Source organism: Kamptonema sp. UHCC 0994, assembly GCF_029167235.1.
Lineage (GTDB): Bacteria > Cyanobacteriota > Cyanobacteriia > Cyanobacteriales > Microcoleaceae > Kamptonema.
In genome coordinates, this window is sequence record NZ_JARFTR010000115.1 from 1 (window position 1) to 17,517 (window position 17,517).

At 41.9% G+C, this 17,517-nt stretch carries 11 protein-coding genes; 5 read left to right on the forward strand and 6 right to left on the reverse strand.

Annotated elements, in window-relative coordinates:
• Positions 1-684: hypothetical protein (locus PY364_RS11145; protein ID WP_275522549.1), on the forward strand; the 684-nt coding region annotated here is incomplete at its 5' end.
• Positions 685-960: 276 nt separating this feature from the next.
• Here PY364_RS11145 and PY364_RS11150 read toward each other — a convergent pair.
• Both PY364_RS11150 and PY364_RS11155 read right to left on the reverse strand, forming a co-directional pair.
• The gene (locus tag PY364_RS11150) at positions 961-1,590 is read right to left on the reverse strand and encodes a ParA family protein (protein WP_275522550.1); all 630 of its coding nucleotides are present in this window, start codon (positions 1,588-1,590) and stop codon (positions 961-963) included.
• A 600-nt stretch (positions 1,591-2,190) separates the two neighbouring features.
• Positions 2,191-2,382 carry a hypothetical protein gene (locus PY364_RS11155; protein WP_275522551.1) on the reverse strand — a complete coding sequence of 64 codons (192 nt, stop codon included), beginning with the start codon at positions 2,380-2,382 and terminating at the stop codon, positions 2,191-2,193.
• Positions 2,383-2,477: 95 nt separating this feature from the next.
• On the opposite strand from PY364_RS11155, the gene PY364_RS11160 reads away from it, so the two are divergent.
• The 4 genes from PY364_RS11160 to PY364_RS11175 are packed head-to-tail and all read left to right on the forward strand — an operon-like array spanning position 2,478 to position 8,774.
• Positions 2,478-4,133: a sigma factor-like helix-turn-helix DNA-binding protein gene (locus PY364_RS11160; protein WP_275522552.1), complete on the forward strand. Its 1,656-nt coding sequence runs from the start codon at positions 2,478-2,480 to the stop codon at positions 4,131-4,133.
• Between the two features lie 4 nt (positions 4,134-4,137).
• Positions 4,138-5,631, forward strand: a complete 1,494-nt coding sequence (locus PY364_RS11165) for a DUF1822 family protein (RefSeq protein WP_275522553.1) — start codon at positions 4,138-4,140, stop codon at positions 5,629-5,631.
• Between the two features lie 28 nt (positions 5,632-5,659).
• On the forward strand, positions 5,660-8,029 hold the full coding sequence (locus tag PY364_RS11170) for a CHASE2 domain-containing protein (protein ID WP_275522555.1): 2,370 nt from the start codon (positions 5,660-5,662) through the stop codon (positions 8,027-8,029).
• A 19-nt stretch (positions 8,030-8,048) separates the two neighbouring features.
• The gene (locus tag PY364_RS11175; RefSeq protein ID WP_275522557.1) at positions 8,049-8,774 is read left to right on the forward strand and encodes a DUF928 domain-containing protein; all 726 of its coding nucleotides are present in this window, start codon (positions 8,049-8,051) and stop codon (positions 8,772-8,774) included.
• A 41-nt stretch (positions 8,775-8,815) separates the two neighbouring features.
• On the opposite strand, the gene PY364_RS11180 is transcribed toward PY364_RS11175, so the two are convergent.
• The 4 genes from PY364_RS11180 to PY364_RS11195 all read right to left on the reverse strand — a co-directional run bounded on the left by PY364_RS11180 (position 8,816) and on the right by PY364_RS11195 (position 17,443).
• On the reverse strand, positions 8,816-11,803 hold the full coding sequence (locus PY364_RS11180; RefSeq protein WP_275522559.1) for a CHAT domain-containing protein: 2,988 nt from the start codon (positions 11,801-11,803) through the stop codon (positions 8,816-8,818).
• Positions 11,752-13,815, reverse strand: coding sequence for a ShlB/FhaC/HecB family hemolysin secretion/activation protein (locus PY364_RS11185; RefSeq protein WP_275522561.1), 2,064 nt, complete (start codon positions 13,813-13,815; stop codon positions 11,752-11,754). Before PY364_RS11185 ends, PY364_RS11180 begins: the two co-directional genes overlap by 52 nt.
• Positions 13,805-16,711, reverse strand: a complete 2,907-nt coding sequence (locus tag PY364_RS11190; protein WP_275522563.1) for a filamentous hemagglutinin N-terminal domain-containing protein — start codon at positions 16,709-16,711, stop codon at positions 13,805-13,807. The genes PY364_RS11185 and PY364_RS11190 overlap by 11 nt, the downstream gene beginning before the upstream one ends.
• 138 nt (positions 16,712-16,849) lie before the next feature.
• The gene (locus tag PY364_RS11195; protein WP_275522564.1) at positions 16,850-17,443 is read right to left on the reverse strand and encodes a nucleotidyltransferase family protein; all 594 of its coding nucleotides are present in this window, start codon (positions 17,441-17,443) and stop codon (positions 16,850-16,852) included.
• Between the last annotated feature and the right edge of the window lie 74 nt (positions 17,444-17,517).

Genomic DNA, 17,517 nt, shown 5'->3' on the forward strand with positions numbered 1-17,517 from the left:
TCAAGAGATAAAGAAATCAAAATTCCCTCAATTGGTGAAAAACGGGAACGAGAATTGCGGGATTTGATTAGGAAGGGTAAAAAGCCTGTAGTGCTGTTTGTCGATGAGGCTCATGACTTACATTATAATACCTTAACTGGGCTTAAACGCTTGATTGAAGTGGTTGAAGATGGTGGGGGAATTTTGTCGGTGGTGCTGGCGGGTCATCCGAAACTGAAGAATAATTTATGCCGTCCAACTATGGAAGAGATTGGGTATCGAGCTACTATTTTTTCTTTGGAGGGTATTGTCGGGTCTCAGCGAGAGTATATTGAATGGTTGTTGTCTAAATGTATTCAAGAAAATACTAAGATTACTGATGTAATAGAGGCCACAGCTATCGACTTACTGGCGACACGATTGAGGACACCGCTACAAATTGAACAGCATTTGACATTGGCTTTTGAATCGGCATATCTCTTGGGGGAAAAGCCTGTAAGTTTGGCAATTGTTGAATCAATTTTATCTAAGCAAATTGATGATTTGGAACCGACTTTGACAAGGCATGGTTACGATGTCAGCAGTTTGGCTGAACAGTTTAATGCTAAACCTGCTGAGATTAAGTTATGGTTTCGGGGACAATTAGACCCTGTGCGTGTGCGTGAATTACACGCACAAATGGTAGCTGCGGGACTGCCACTTTGAGCGTAATGCAGCTTGGTTGTGAGTCAAGCAAGGCTTTGCTAATGGCTGAATTGCTTGCCAGAACGGGGTTTGAGTTTGGCTGAGTTTGATTGTTTGAGGTCTGGGAGGATAGTTGTATTTAATCTGGTCTCGTTTACATGATTGTGGTCTGGTCGCATTTAATGTGGTCTGGGTGGCGTTTAATTTGGTCTGAAGTTTTGGTTTAGTTTCATTTAATGTGGTCTCGATAAAATCCTGATTGCGGTCTTGAGCGATTATGATTGCGGTCTCCTACATTTACTTACTCCCTGCTTTCAACAGTTTCGCAATCCAGTTCCAACTTTGTTTAATCTCAATCGCGGCTTTTCCCCTTGGCTCAATTTCATTCGCTACCCTACCGTCAATCAAAGCCCGTGAGTAGGCAATGCGAGTGGCGATCGCCACAGGACAAATGGGTAAACTGTAGGCAGCTAGGGCGGTTTTAGCTTCATCGGTAACGCCTGACCTGGGTGGTGTTTGGTTGAGGACGAATACTGCGGGTTTGCATATTCCTCGTACCAGTTCGACTGTACCTGCGATCGCTTCCAAATCCAGTACAGAAGGCCGCACCGGAATTACTACCAAGTCTGAGACTCTAGCCGCATGGACGGCGTTTGTGTCAATGTCAGGGGGAGTGTCTATAAGCACCAAGTCAATGCCACCTTTAAGGCAAGCTTGAATGTGGTCAGATATGTTGGACGGTTGGGGCTGTATCAGTAAGGGGGTTTCAGCTTCTCGCTTGTTAAACCAAGATGCTGAGGACTTTTGGGAATCCATGTCTGCCAATACGACACTCAAGCCGCACTTTACGGCAACGACTGCCCAGTGGACGGCAAGGGTTGTCTTTCCCGACCCTCCTTTTCTTGATAAAAGGCTAACTACGAACATTGGTGCTACTTGCTAGTTTGATATCATTATAGCTTGAAAGCTGTGGCGTGACAAACTATTATGAGTTGATTTAACTTGCTATAAGTAGGGTTGTAGTGATAGTGCTTTCAAAAGTAGTAAGCTATTTTGATAGCAAGATAGTAATGGATCGACTAGGTCTGAGGGCTTTGTGAGAGTGATTGAAGCAGGCTCTTGAATAATATAGGTGCGATCGCCTCAAAAAAACTCCTCTCAGAATCGCTTGTAACTAGCCTGTTTTCCTTTTTAGGGGTGATTCTACATTTACTCCTCGCTCGCCTGTTAAAGGGCTAGTTCAAAAGTAGCATCTTTGGCTTTCCCAAGGCATTGATAAGCTTGCCCTCCGAAATTCCTGTAATTGTTCAAACTTCACTTAAGCTCACTTGCCTGCTTTTCCCGATCGGGAAACTTGAGTGCGTGAAGCGAAGCTATCCCGAAGGAAATCGCACCGTGTAGTCTAAACTCCAATTTTTAGTTGACCTCATCAACCTGCAATTTGCTGTATGTCTCAAGAGTTAGACACCAACTCCACTTTCCGCTTCAGTGTGTGGGCAAGCAACAAATGCACTGCTAGCGCCTTACTCAGAGACAATGCTGCTTCCACAACTCAGGGCAACCCTCATAAATGTCGGCTGGCATTGCCAATAAGTCAGTAGCACACTTCCAGAGTTCTCTCACAGCCTCTATGCTCAAACTGATCGCACCGTTCCTCAATTGCCACTCAGAAACATCTCTAGCCTCATACTGGCGAACAGCCTGCGATCGCGTAGCCATCGGCCGTTGGCATCGCTTTAGACAAGGTAAATCAAGTTTAAACTAAAAACTTGTAGATCAATTTTTCCTTTATTGTTCTTGGAGAATCGGCTAAAATGCCCAACCCTTTTAACCAGGAAAGCATTCCCAGACTACCTGAGCGTCGAGATAACACCGAGCATTTTTTCACCTATCTCATGCTGACTACCCGCAATAGTCACCCAGTGATTCAGTGGCAAAATCATGCTCATCTTAAACGCAACTTTGAGTTATACCAAGAACGAAACCAGGAGCTTTTACACTTGTGCAGCCAGCCTAATCAATGTAAAAATTTAGCAGAATTTTGGAGAGAAATAGCGATTAATAATTCGTCAGACTCCGAAGAATGGGAGCCACAAAATAGGAAAATACTAGCTTTAGAGCACTTGGCTAGTTACTTTGAAACAGAATGCTATCACGCTGCTAGAACAGTATGGTCAAAGTCAAGCGATTGGCCTTGGGATGAATATCTCTGCTGCGCTCGCGATTTTATTTACAATTTCGACAATCTTTTTAGGCTGTTACGGTCTTATAACCTTTCTCTTCAAACTTCTCTTAATACCTACATTCAGCAAACCTTGATAAAAGTTATCAAATCAGAAGCAGGTGTTGGTAAATTTTCGCGCTGGCGACTGCTAGCTAACAAAAGTGATATAGAGCTTCAGGAAGCACTGCAAAGAGGTGGATATCAAGAACCTTACATTTCTCAATTTATCTTTGCACGCAAATACTTTAAAAAAGTTTATCGCTTTAACAAGGTTAATAATCCCGCGATTCGGAAAACAGGGAAGAAATGGCCAGATCCTGACAGCGAAGACTTTCAGGCTGCTGCTGAGTGTTACAATGCTGAAAAGTATCTGCCTTCAGCACCCCATGAAGTCTCGGCAGGTTCAAACATTAGCGGAGAGCAAATGCAAGCTTGGATGAAAATCTGCATTGCTGCCTTACAAAATTACCCCAAATCCATCAATCCTCAGTTCTCTATAGAAGCGCTTCAGGAACAAGGTCGTGAAGGATTGTTGGATGAGTCCCAGCTAGAAAATGCCAATATCGCAGAAGCTGAAAATTCTGGTACAGCAGCAAGAGAATTACTCAACCGAACTAACTCTGCTTTTCGCAAACAGCTAGAAAGTCTTAAACCAGTTCAGCACAAAATTCTCTTACTTTATTACGGTGCTGGATTTAACCAAACGGACGTAGCAAAACAATTGCAAGTTGGCCAGTCAGGCATTTCTCGACGACTTGATACCATTAAGATTAAACTACTAAAAACTATGGTAGAAATGTCCCAACCCCATGAATGGGTTGCCAATTATGTAGGGGGATGGTTACAGCGAAATTACCGCGCTCCCTTGCACTCAGATTTAATTCAAGTGGCTTTAGTTCAAGCAATTAAAAAACTTGAATCTCAAGAACAAGAAGTTTTACGCCTCCGCTACAGCGAGGGATTAGCAGCAGAGAAAATTGCCTGTCATTTGAGTATAGATTTATCAGAGGTAAATGATATCATCTCTCAAGCTCAGCAAAAATTACAGGCAAATTTAATTAAGCTACTTAATAGCTGGGTAAAGGAGTATGTGGAAAAGTGGCTAGAGAAGTTTTATCAAGCTCAAATTTTAGCTGCTTGTGGAACTCCAAATCTACCTGTAGGGGGTGAAGATATCTCCCAAACTATTGATAGTATTGTTCAAGAATGCTTACAAACTTTGATGAATTGTAAAAAAGGAGAATAAGAAAATGTTTCAATTAAACCAATTACAGCCTTTTGATTCTGATAATTCCTACCGTTTACGGTTGATAATTGACCAAGCAGATCAAGAAACTGCATGGGAAGAAGCTCAACATCATTCTAATCCCATTTCTCGCTATAATGCTTATCTCAATGGTGCTTGTTTACCAGCTTTTTTGAACTGGCTATCAGAATGGTTGGAAGAAGAAATATTGTCTCAACCTTCAGTCTGGCACTATCAGGATATTGCTAGTATTTGGGAAGTGGTAAATGGAACTGCAATTCAAATCGGTGAAACTAGACTGGTATTAATTCCCAGTGATGAGGGAGATTTAGAGGAATTGTGTGTGCCGCAGGAGTGGGTTGATATTCCTAATTGGAGTGCTGATTATTACCTTGCTGTCCAGGTTAATTTAGATGGGGATGAGGATGAGTTTTGGATAGAAATATGTGGCTTTGCTACCCACCGTCAACTGAAGACTGAAGGGAGATATAGTATTAGCGATCGCACTTATTCTTTAGCCATTGAAGAGTTAACAGAATCTCTCACTGTCATGCAAATTACTATAGGGTTAAATTTGCAAGCAAAAGTCTCACCCTTACCAAGCTTATCTAAAGTAGAAGCGGAAAAATTACTACAGCTTTTGGGCGATTCATCGGTTTATTCTCCACGGCTGAGAGTTTCCTTTGATCGGTGGGCGGCATTCTTGGCAAATGATGAATACAGGCAACATTTGTATGAAAAGCGTTTAGGAAAACTTGATGATGATGTAACTGCTTTACCTGTTGTAGCTGCTGTATTAGTTGCGCCCAGTCAATCTCAAGAAAATTTACTTCTTCAGCGGGCCAAGAATTATTGGCAAGCTGGCTGGCAAACAGTGGGGGAAATGATAGAATCTTTAGGAAGTTTAGATCCTAATTTAGTTTATGCACTAGAAGGGGCTGAACGTTATCGAGATGGCCATTCTCAAAGTCAGAATAAAATTCCGACACTGATTGAATTATTGCAGGATCACCGCAATAAAGGGAATCAATGGCGGGCCGCTGAATTATTAGGTCGTGTTGAACCAGGAAATGCTGAAGCGATCGCCGCACTTACTCACTTGCTGCAAATTACCCAAGATGATAGTTTGCGCCGCCAAGCTGCTGTGAGTTTGGGAAAAATTGAGCCTGAAAATTCCGCAGCGGGGGTGAGAGTTGGTAAGATTATTGAGTTAAAAATACAGCTTGATACAGTTCGGGTTGTGCTAGTAGTAACTCTCTTACCTGAAGCAAGTGATAAAAGCACTGTTCACTTGCGCGTATGTCCCGTGCGATCGCAAACTTTACCCGCCAATCTCGAATTAATTGTCTTAGATGAAGAGGGGGAAGTTTTTTGGGAAGAACAGGCGGATACTATTACCGATCACCTTCAATATGAATTTAGGGCGGCTATTGGCGATTATTTCCAGGTTAAAATTGCTTGGCAAGGAGTTAACGTCATAGAAGATTTTACCATTTAATTCAATTAGTATCAGAAGGTTAAACGCAATGAGCAAATTCTTAATCTTGGAAATAGGTAATGCTGACAGCCAGGAACGTTATCCTGTTAACCTCAGAATTGGTGATAGCATTAACTCCACTATTATCCAAAGTAGAGGGTGGTTTCCACCTGTGACAGAGTTTCTGAAAGCCTATAATGAGTTGCAGTTAATTCGACGTGATTTGGGCTGTGGTTTGTTTCGCGAATTAGAGCCTATTACTCGCGCATTAGAACATATACCAAAAAAAGGAATAATTACAAAAGTATCAGTTCAAGAGTCAGCTAATTCTGTAAAAAATGCTGTGGACAATTGGCTAGATGATGGAGATAGTCTTTTTCGAGCAGTCAGAGATAAACTCTTACAAGTATTGAGCGCTAATCGAGGCAATGTCAGGTTAATGATTCAAACAGATGATGTTTATTTGTGGGGATTCCCTTGGCATTTATGGCATATACTTGATGAATTTAAAATTGAGCCAATCTTTAGCTGTTTAACTAATAAAGAATTTGATTCTCAACGCATTAACCCTAAAAATAAGGTGAGGATTCTGGCAATTTTGGGAGACAGTACAAAAATAGATGTTCAGGCAGATTTGATATTATTAAAAGAATCAATTGCCCATAATGATGCTGAGATTGAGACTTTAGTTGCTACTAGCAGGCACAATCTTAACGAACAGTTATGGGAACGTAAGTGGGATATTATATTTTTTGCTGGTCACAGTTCTAGTAATCCTGATTATAGTCAGGGAAAACTGGCTATAAGTGAAACAGAAACTATCACAATTGCAGATTTAAAGAATGGTTTAGCAAATGCAATTAAGCACGGTTTAAAATTAGTAATTTTCAATTCCTGTGATGGTATGGGATTAGTAAATGAACTAGCTTCCTTACAAATTCCAGCCGTAATTGCCATGCGAGAAAGAGTGCCTGATCAAGTTGCTCAGAAGTTTTTGGAGTATTTTTTAGAGGCTTTTGCTAGGGAAAAGAAGTGTTTGTGCGACTCAGTTAGGAAGGCGCGGGAAAGGCTACATGGTATGGAAGGTGAGTATCCCTGTGCTAGTTGGTTGCCGATGATTTATGAAGATCCCAGTGTTGAACCTCCTACTTGGATTGAGTTATTAAAAGGGAATGAAAAAGAGCGTCAGCCTGTTTCCATTTGGTCGAATTTGCGGGCGGTTTTGATGATAAGTTTGTTGGTAACAGGTGTGGTGATGGGATTGCGGTGGGTGGGATTGTTAGAAAACGTAGAAAAAAAAGCTTTTGATCAACTAACAGAGATAATGCCAGATAAAGGGCTAGATTCCCGTTTATTAATTGTTCAAGCTACTGCCGATGATTTCAAACAATTGAATAATGAATATCCCCTACACGATAAAACAATCGTTCGGACTTTAGAAAAATTAAATAAGTACAAACCGCGAACTATCGGTTTAGATATCTTGAGAGATGTCCCAGAAGGTAAAGGACGTGCTGAGTTAATTAAATATTTACAGCAACACGAACTTGTAATTCCTATATGTAGATTTCCTTTGGAAAAACTCCCTCAAGGGATCGCACCACCACCAAATCTACCCGATGATAGACCAGGATTTGACGATTTTGTAAAAGATTTTGATGGGACAAGACGGCGACATTTACTAGCTATGCAACCGTACCCCTCTTCTCAATGCCAAACCTTCTATTCACTTAGTTTTAAACTAGCCTTGCATTATTTTGAGAACAAACAAAATGGTCAGGGTAAGAGAATTTTCACAAAATTTCCACTACATTTTATCACAGAAAATAATTGGAAACTTGGTACAACTGACTTCAAAAAAATAGAGACAAATCAAGGTTTTTATCAAAAACAAAAAATGGAGGGATTTCAAATAATTTTGAATTATCGTTCGCGCAAATCTCTTACTAACATTGCGGAAAAAGTCACACTTATGGAAGTTCTCAATGACAAGGTTAATCCATCTTTTATCAGGGATAAAATTGTTCTAATTGGTGTTACAGATCCAACTAGGGGCAACAAGGAATATAATACACCTTACAACCAAGAAATCTCCAGCGTAATACTTTTTGCTCAGATGGTGAGTCAAATTCTTACTGCTGTTGAGGATCGTATACCTCTCATGTGGTTTCTACCTCAGTGGGGTGATACTCTCTTGATTTGGATCTGGTCTATGATAGGGATTTTTTGTACTATACGCTTCCAATCGCAGCTACATTTGGGATTAGCTCAAGTAGTCTTAGTCAGTATTTTATATGGAGTCTGTCTACTCTTTTTGTTGACAATAGGATGCGTACTACCACTTGTACCATCAGGATTCGCTCTTTTAGGTACTAGTGGCTGTTTAATAGTTTACAATACTTCTAGTAAAGACAAATAGCAGAGTCCATAAAACACCTATGATAAAAACCCAGTTCACCTTCGCTTTTATACTGGCGTTTATTAACGTGACAAACTGCTTAGTTTTGGGACAGGTGCAGTTTAGTTTAAACAATCTCATAGTTTCTGAGTCCCAAAGACCACCTGTAACGGGTAGACCCGAACGAGACACTGGTGGAGGTACTCGTGGGTCTTGTGAAGATACAACGGGCTTACTTTTTACCCCTTTGTTACCTCTTCCTGCTTCTGATTACTCAGCCTCAACAATTACCGGGTATCCGACTTTCTGGTTTTATGTTCCCTACAGCAATCAAAGCGTTAGCTATGGGACTTTTTCTTTAGAAGATTCAGAAGGAAATCGGATCTATAAATTAGACTTTAAGCTACATGAAAACCCAGGGATTGTTAGCGTTCAACTTCCTAAAGAGGAAAAACCTTTAGAGGTTAATAAGACCTATTACTGGTACTTCCGACTTTATTGCTCATCTGAAAAATCATCTGAGCCTAATATGGTTTTTCGTAAAGGTTCAGTGCAACGGGTTGCTCAGGAAAAACTTGACGCTCAGTTGCAGACTGCAAAGATAGAAAATCGCGCTCCCATCTATATTGCTAATCAGCTTTGGTATGATATGCCTGATTTAGCGCAGATTCGCAGTCGACCTAATGACTGGATGAACATCTTAAAAACTCTGGAGTTAGAAGAGCTTAAGGAAGAAAATATAATTGGTCCCGTACTCCCCCGCTAAAGGTTGATAAGTATTAGGTAGTCCTAATAAAAATATAATTCTTATAACCAATTGCCAATCATAACAAAAGGAGCCCAATAATAGGGATCAGGTTGTTTTGCTATAAGCGATAATTGAGCGTGGCGGAGCGCTTCAGCTTTATTAACATTAGGTTTTTTTATTTCATTGTAGAACTGAATCATAAGTTCAGTTGTAGATTTATCATCAACATACCATAATGTTGCTAATGTACTGCGTGCTCCTGAACGGACAGCGACTCCTGCTAAACCCAGTGCGGCTCTGGGATCGCCCTTAGCTGTTTTGCAAGCACTCAAAACCAATAATTCAATACTATTACCTTTGTTTTCAGGCCTTATACTCAATATATCGCTTAACTCTTTACTCTGGATCACGTCATCATAAGCAACAATAAAAGTCTGTTCAGGATCGGAACTGAATTCTCCATGAGTTGCGATGTGAACTACTGAGGAACTAAAAGAGTTAATTTTGTCTCTTAAAGTATTTTTCAGAAAATCTTGGTTAATCAGTGGCTTCTCGCTATTAGGAAACTCTTTTTTGATACTTCCCAATTCTTGCTCTACATATTGAAGCGGGGCGAAGATCATTCTCCCAGGAAAATTCCGTTGTTCACTCACACCAGCCATTAAAACTTTCAACTTTTCTGGTTGCCAGGACTTTGGACTAATTAGTTGTAAACCTGGAGCTAAAGCGATAGCATATTTTTCGATCAAATAAGTGCCTTTTTTCGTGGTCTCGTCATAATCAGATAGTACCCCCATTGGAATATTGCGTAAGCTACCATCTAAGACGAATACCAATGTTTTTATATCTGGGTATTCTCTTAAGTCTTTCTCAAAAGGCTTAATTAACCAGCGATAAAATATTTTAGAAATTTTTGGAACTTCAGCACGCTCACCCACTACCCTCAATTCTTCTTGCAACTTTTTCACAAGTTCCTCTACTGTTTCGCGAGGTGTATCAGATGGCTGATAATGTAGTAGTTTGTCTGGTAGGGATACAATAACTTCTAAGCGATCCTCTAAAATAATGGGGTAAATCACCGCTGCTGTCCGATCAATGCTATCGATTTCTTTAGTTTTAATCTGTATACAAGCTTCCCTAAAAAAGTTATCCAATTCAGCCACCTGAAGCGCCTCAATCACCTTCCGAGCTTGCTTCAAATTTTTCTGCTTCTGCTCCGGCTTCTCCTCTTGCAACAATAAATCTACCAAATCACGATAAACAGGCTCTATCTGATCGCGAAAATCAAACTGCCCATCTCGACTAATTGGGACTAAATCATTCCGTACCGATTGTAAGGTATTAAATGCCGCCGTATAAGCTGCGATCGCACTGTCAATATCTTTCTCTTCCCTATCCCGGAGAATCTGCCCTAATTGCCGCTGCCATTGATAGGTAAGATCCGGCCAATTTTGCTTCACATTCTGTGATAAAAGTAAAGCTTTTTCTGTAAGTTTTTGAGCCTCTAACCACTGCTCTTTCTGCACATAAATCTTACCCAAATTACCCACAGCATAAGCTGTTGCCCGATCGTCATCTAAATCCTTAGCTAATTTAACAGCTTGCTCTCCTAATTCTATAATTTCTTGCCATGACTCATTCGGAATATCCTTTAACTCTTTATTTTTCAGTTGAGAAGATAAGCTTTTCATTAAGCTAATTTCAGCATAGACTTTCTGGCGGCTTGGTGGCAAATTATTTAACTGAGATACAATCGCCAAATACAAATCTTCAGCTTCTTTTTTAAAGTTGACGTTATTTTTAACTTTTGAATCCGATAAAAGGCTGAATAAATTTAATTGTGCCTGAATTTTTATCTGCGGTATTTCCGCAATCTTGACCGCTTCCTGATAAGAATTTAAAGCATCTAAATAATAGTCTTTTTTACCATTTACTCCAGACTCAGAAGCGTCAGCGTCAGACAAAAATTCGTTTCTATTCCCCAAAGATTCATAGGTATTGCCTAAACTTAGCCAAACTAAAGCCTTTTCTTCGGGTAATTGTTGCCGATCGATTAATGTTTTAACTTCCTCTAGCAAATTTAGAGATTTATCTAAATAGCCAAGTTTTCTCAACACATCACCCATCAGACGTACTCCTGTCAATTGGAGAGTGTTTAAATTATAACTAACGGATTTTAATTTTTCTAATTGCTCTGATAGTAAAGGTTCTTTAGCTTTAGATTCTTTAACTTCATTTTCTTTAACTTTATTTGAGTTATCAGTTAACTGCTGACAACTTTGCTTAGGAATTGTGAAATTTCCTTGGTTTTCCAATCCCATCACGGGAATTAATACTTGACAAGCTTGCTCGTAAAATCCTAATTCTTGCATGGCTTTAACTTGAGCAATTAAGTTACGCTTCCAGCCTAATTCATCCTTTAATTTCACATGAATATTAGCAGATTCCTGCCAAGTTTTTAAAGCAGTATTGACTTGCCCTTGTTCCCATTGTAAATCTCCTTGAATGTCGCGAATTTGAGCAATAGCTTTTAATTCTGCCGATAAATTTGTATCTGACTCTTTTGGCAACAAATTTATACTATTTTTAATGGCACTATTTGCATCTTCCCAACGCCCAAGCTGTTGATAAGTTAACGAAAGATTACTCAAAGCTATAGCTTGATTTAACCAATCTCTCTTCATTTCATAGGCAGAAATAGCTTGCTGCCAATATTTTACTGCTTCCTCAAAATTGCCAAGTGCATAACTTTCCCTTGCTAACTTTTCTGATTCGCTTGCATTCTCCTTAGAGTAGGGACTAAGCATTTCGGCAGGTAATTCACTGGCTAAAAGCAGAGATTTATGATCTGAATCCTTCGCCATTGCTGACTGTAATGCTTCACCGTTAAAAGTCGATTGAGCCTGGACATTTATGGCTATAAGTGATACCCATACTGTCACAAATAAGATGATAAAAAGTTGTGTACTTTGCTTCTTGATTTTGCCTACAGATTTTAAAAAGAAAATCTGGATAGCACTGAAAAATGTAACCCTTTTTCTTGCCATGTTCTCTCCCTAGACTTCACATCAACTAAAGGAATACCCCAGTTTAAACTAGCTGTAAAGCTATTACTTAATTCCCACCTTAAACCTGTTCCCACTGATAGTAAATTTTGCGGATAAACATTCTCGCGACCCGAACTATTCCAAACTCTTCCCGCATCAATGAAAGGAGTAATTTGTAAAACGCCTAACCCTCGATCCGATCTGCCAATAATAGGAAATCTTAGCTCGGCTGATGCTGAAATTCCATTATCACTTAAAAGGAGATCCTGACGATAGCCTCTGACGCTATTAAAACCTCCAAGACCAAATTGTTCCAGAGGTAAAAGCGCTCTATTTGCCAATTGTATGTCACTGCTAACAAACAAAAAAGTGTCGGTTCGTAAACGGCGAATCCATTGCGCCTGTCCCCGCCATGCCAGAAATCGGCTATCAGGAGCTTCATTGTTAATAGTAGCATTAAATACTCCTAATCCTAAACTAAATTGCGAACGAAAAGCTAATAATTGATCGTTACTTCTTAGTGTATAATCTTGAAAGAATCGTAAAGCTGATATGCGCGATTTGCCTTTGTCATCTGCGCCGGGAGAGAGGGGGAAATCTTCACCTAAAATTGATGTGCGACCTTCCCGCCAAGCAGCGGTTAAACCGATAGCAAATTCTTCTCTAGGAGTCCTCAACAAAGGTTGACGCAATGTGATATCTAAATATTGTGCCTTGGCTTTGATGTCAAAGTCTTGAAATGGTGGTTCAACTACATTATTATCCGTTGTGCCTGCGGCTAAATTAATCGTACCATTATTAGGATTTAAGGGAAATGTATAGTTTAAATCAAAGGCATTACTACCATCAGTATTTGTATAAGCAAGGCTTAAAGCATCTCCTTGACCTAATAAATTAGCATCGCTAAGTTGTAATTGGCGGCGAAAACTGCCGACGCTGGGAGATCGTCGATTATCTAATAATATGCCAGCGCTGAGGGTTTTTTCTTCCTCAATTTTAACTTCTAAAATACTTCTATGTAACTGGGAACCAGGAACTAATTCAGCAGAGATAGTTCTAATTAAGGGATCGAGGTCGAGTAATCTTAGGGCATCTAGTAAGTGAGACTTATTTAAAGGTTGGGCGGCCTTAGCTAAACGACTACATATATAATTAAGGTTGAGGCGATGTCGCCTAGAGGTTCTTCTGACTCGGATTGATTCTAATCCACCTTCGACGATTTTAATAATAACTTCCCCAGCCTTTGTGCCTCTATTTTGTAATCGTTGACTGGGTTCCTCTGCGGTGGTGGGAATGTAGGCATAAGAATTAATATAGCCTTTGTCATTATAAAATTTTGTGATTTCTGAAATAATTTGTTGCAATTCGGCAAAAGTAATTTGGGTTTCTTGTAATCCCTTAGTATGGATATCTAATTCTGGGAATTTACTAAAAATAACTTCTCGTTCCAGGGTTTCCTGACTGAAAACTGTATTGCCAATGAAGCGAAAATTAGTAATTGCGATCGCATCTATTCCTCCCTCAGTTGGGTTCTCTTCCGGCTTTTGAGTTGTAGGCGATCGCGGTTTTGATGACGGATCTGGGAAGGAACACTCGTAAACTTGACTGGTATCAGAATTAGGTTCACTTCCTTTTTCTTCCAAGGTGGGAGATGGTTGGGAAGATGGCGGGTTTTGTGGCGAAGGAGTGGTTTGTGGTGCTAAGGGTTCTGTGGGATTAGGAACCTGACTTATTAAGTCAGTGCGATCGCCTATATTAAACTCTTCTATTGGTGATAAAACAGTTTGCGCCTTCAGCGGCAACGCAGTCAAGGTATTTGCTAATAAGCTGACACTCAATGACACTAGAGGACTAACAAGAAAATCATCAAACCTATTAGTCCTCGACCGAGGACTTAAGCTATGATACAGGGGTTTTAACCCCTGTCGGACTCTCGGTTTGACGTTAAATTGACACGCCTTTAGTAATGCGTCCCTACCTTTAGCGATCGCATCTTTTCTGTTATTGAACATTGCAATTAGGGGTAGAAATGACAGGACTGTAAGGCGAAACAATAGCGGGATTTGCCGTAAAAATGACTTCCCCTTTCCGGTTAACAGCCCAACCTTGAGCGGCCAGGAAGCGAGGAGTAGGGCGAACCGCCTGGGGGGGTGTAGCCGTCCTCGCACGCTGCTCTACAGGCGTTACAGCGTCCGCTAAACCCACGTTTGCAGAGCCAGTGGTGAGAGTTTCCCCTGGATTGGCGGGTAAGCCGCGCCCAGTTCTGGTGAAAGTATTGTTTTCTCCTGGCCGCTGTTGACCGGGACAAATTTGGGCTACATTATCAGGAGATGCGATCGTATCTGGTAACTGAACGGCTCCTTGGGTGGGGTCAATGTCGGGAGTATTTAAGATTACCTCACCGTCGAGTTGTGGCCCGGCCTGGGAAGTAGCTGTGATGTCGCTGGTGGAGTTAGATGTGGGATCTCCTGCACGGCGCGATTGAGTTCCAAAAATGCCTTCTGGGGCTGTAATTTCAACACGACCGGCGGCGCTGCTGACTGCATTTGCTTCAATGTCGCTGTTCTTCACCGCAGCTAAGGTTCTGGTATTGATTGTGATATTGCCGCCTGTAGCAATGCCAGTGGCTGTAACGGTAATATTGCTGTTGTCACGCATTGATATGGAATTTGAGGCGTTGAGGTCGATGTTGCCGCGATCGCCATTAAACGTTTCTGCCGTAATAATGCCATTGTCCAAACGGATATCGCCTGCTTTAACCTCCAAGTTTCCTGCTGCTGCTGTCCGTGTTCCCAAGCGGCTACTGACTGTCAGCGTTGCGCCATCCTCAACCTTTAACGTTTGAGTGGTAATACTCAAACTCCCAGCATCACCAGAACCGCCCCGCGATCGAGCTAACAAACCGCTACGGAGTGGCTCGCCTTCTTCTGTCCGCATTACTTCACCTGTTTCTGTCTTCCCAATGCCGCTCAATTCTACCGAGTCGGTAGCATTAACAGTGATACTACCTCCTGGCCCTGTACCCAAAGTAGACGCTGTCACCTGCCCTCCATCCCGGATAACTACCCGCCTCGCGTCAATACTGACATTGCCACCAGCACCGATTCCTTGGGTGGTAGCAGATAACCTGCTCGGCTCATCGGCTGTCAAGGCTCCGATCGCTTCCACTAATTCTGCTTCTGCTGAGCCAATACCTCTAACTGTCAAGGTTCCTCCTGACCCTTCGCCGAAGGTTGTTGCAGAGATGCGACCGCCACTTTCCACTGTTAACCTTCGGGTTTCCACTGTCAAATTACTTCCGTTTCCCTTTGCTGGGATAATTTCTCTTTCTTCTGTTTCCTGGTCATCGACCTGAGCGAATATGCCGCCGCCGTTCCTCACCTGCACTGAGTCGGAAGCGCGAATTAGCAAATTTCCTGCATTATCAGAGCTAAAAGCAGATGTTGATATCTCAGCACCTTCCTCGACGATCAACTGTCTGGTATTAATCGTTAAGTTTCCGGCATTTCCTGTTGCTTCTGCTTCTGCATTCGTAAATAAGCCGCTTATTCCTGTTAGTTGCACCAAATCGGTAGCGTTGATAGTTAAATCTCCCGCTCGGCCAACACCTCTAGTATTGGTAGAAATTTGAGCTTGATCTTGAACAAGCAACTGTCCCGTTTCAACGATTAAATTGCCTCCGTTTCCCGTTGCACCTAGAGCGACTCCAGAAAACAAACCGCCAGTCTTTATAATCACTTCAGGATCTGTTATAGGACTGCGAACTTCCACACGATCCCTAGCTCGGACAGTTAAATTTCCAGCATTGCCAGCACCAAAGGTAGAAGTTTGGGCGACGGCTCCCTCCCGAACAGTCAACAGCCCCGTATCAATGGTTAAATTGCTGCCATTGCCATCACCCTGAGTGTCTGTCAGCAAGCCGCTGCGGAAAAAGGGGCGTTCCTCGGTTGTCGTACCGATCAGTTCTACAGACTCAGAACCATTTACAGTTAAAGAGCTTCCCGGCTGCGCTCCTTCAGTGATGGTTAAGATGGTGGAACCGCCTGTCAGACTGACATTTCTGCCCTGTACCTGAATGGTTCCACCTCCAGGGCCACTAGCGTCGGCGGATGCTGCGTTAACGAGTTGGATATCGGCATATTCATTGGCTGGCTGGGCTGCGATTTTTATCTGTCCGCTGGTATCTAAGTTCAGTTGACCGTTGCTGACTGACCAAAGCTCAATCCGCCCGCCTTCAGCAATCAGGTTTCCGCCATCAAGGATGACATTACCACCTGCGATCGCTAAAGTGTTTCCCGGTGTTACTGCAAGGCCAGCAGGACGATCGCCTCTATCTAATTTCTCAATATCATTTAAGCTAAAGTTGTGGCCGGGGCCCTCAACGCGGATCTCTGTGGGTGTCCCGGCAAATTGCAAGCTAGTAGGAATGCTAATAGTTAGTAAAGGAGTTGTTTGGGGATTGATGGCACTGAATGAACTGCCGTCAGCAAAATTGATGCTATTAGCAGTTGTAGCTAAAAAGGAGCCACCAATATTTAAGCTGGCATTTTGACCAAAAATAATGCCGTTGGGGTTGAGGATAAATAGGTTAGCATTGCCGTTAGCTTTGAGGATGCCGTCAATGTTAGAAATTGACCGGCCGGTGACGCGAGTAAAGATATTTTGAATTGTATTAACGTTGTTAAAAAATGCCGTGCCGCCGCTGGGTACAGAAAATTCGCGAAAGCTGTGGAAAAGGTTTGTCCCTTTTTCTGTGCCGCCTTCAATGGTGAAGGTATTGCCGTTAGGGGTGACTGTGGAATTAATTGGTAGAGTGGCATCGGGGACAATTTGGGCAGTTGCCAAAGTGGGAAAGCCACAGATGTAAGTTAGGATACAGAATATTTTTATTTTTGTTTGATCAATCACGGGGAAGGAGGATTTAATATTATTTCTTTATTGATTGGAAATTGTATCATGTTAAGTGCTGTAGGGGCGGGTTCGCCGAGATATTTGATAAGTATCGACAAATTCTATAAACCCGCCCCTTATACAATTTTGATGCTGTTATACATCTTGAACCCCATCCCAAAGACGAAGGTACTGAGCCCTCACCGACTCATTCAAATCATCCGCTAACTCAAGGGGTAAGGATAGCGCCCTAATCAACTCCTGTACGTCGGCCAAATCCTTGAGTCGCCCGGCCGCACTTAAGCCAGAGGCTAATTTGAGTTCAATCAGTTTGACTAACTCAATCACCTTGATGCCATCCCTTTCCACAGAGACAACGGCGGGGTCTGGGAAACTGACGGGCTTTGGTTTGCCGTCGCCGGGATATTCACCGGTGACAATGATTTCAACGGAGACTCCGGTGGAAGTGTCTTTAAACATTTTGGTAGCGCCTGTGAATGCGGGGACGAACCCACGCCCTACAAGGGCGGTGCGGAATGTTTCAAGTCCTTCGGGAGTTAGCAATAAGTCTACGTCTTGAGTGGTTCGGCGATAGCCATGTATAACTAAGGCCATACCACCGATGACTGCGTACTCAATGCCCGCTTTTGAGAGGCTTCGTGAGACGTTTTGTAAGGTTTCGTAGACTTTCCCTTGCTGCATAAAAAACTGGTCGATTTCTCGAAATATCAGTTGTACTGAGTCGGGCATTAGTAGTAACCTCTCTAAAGATAATATACAGCAGTTTCTCCTATTATGAGGTACACGACTTATCGCTCAATTCT

Excerpts from the sequence above, each read along its gene's own strand:
- PY364_RS11155 (WP_275522551.1), bottom strand. The coding sequence starts at position 2,382 with ATGGCTACGCGATCGCAGGCTGTTCGCCAGTATGAGGCTAGAGATGTT.
- PY364_RS11165 (WP_275522553.1), top strand. The coding sequence starts at position 4,138 with ATGTTTCAATTAAACCAATTACAGCCTTTTGATTCTGATAATTCCTAC.
- PY364_RS11195 (WP_275522564.1), bottom strand. The coding sequence starts at position 17,443 with ATGCCCGACTCAGTACAACTGATATTTCGAGAAATCGACCAGTTTTTT.
- PY364_RS11170 (WP_275522555.1), top strand. The coding sequence starts at position 5,660 with ATGAGCAAATTCTTAATCTTGGAAATAGGTAATGCTGACAGCCAGGAA.
- PY364_RS11160 (WP_275522552.1), top strand. The coding sequence starts at position 2,478 with ATGCCCAACCCTTTTAACCAGGAAAGCATTCCCAGACTACCTGAGCGT.
- PY364_RS11180 (WP_275522559.1), bottom strand. The coding sequence starts at position 11,803 with ATGGCAAGAAAAAGGGTTACATTTTTCAGTGCTATCCAGATTTTCTTT.
- PY364_RS11150 (WP_275522550.1), bottom strand. The coding sequence starts at position 1,590 with ATGTTCGTAGTTAGCCTTTTATCAAGAAAAGGAGGGTCGGGAAAGACA.
- PY364_RS11175 (WP_275522557.1), top strand. The coding sequence starts at position 8,049 with ATGATAAAAACCCAGTTCACCTTCGCTTTTATACTGGCGTTTATTAAC.
- PY364_RS11185 (WP_275522561.1), bottom strand. The coding sequence starts at position 13,815 with ATGTTCAATAACAGAAAAGATGCGATCGCTAAAGGTAGGGACGCATTA.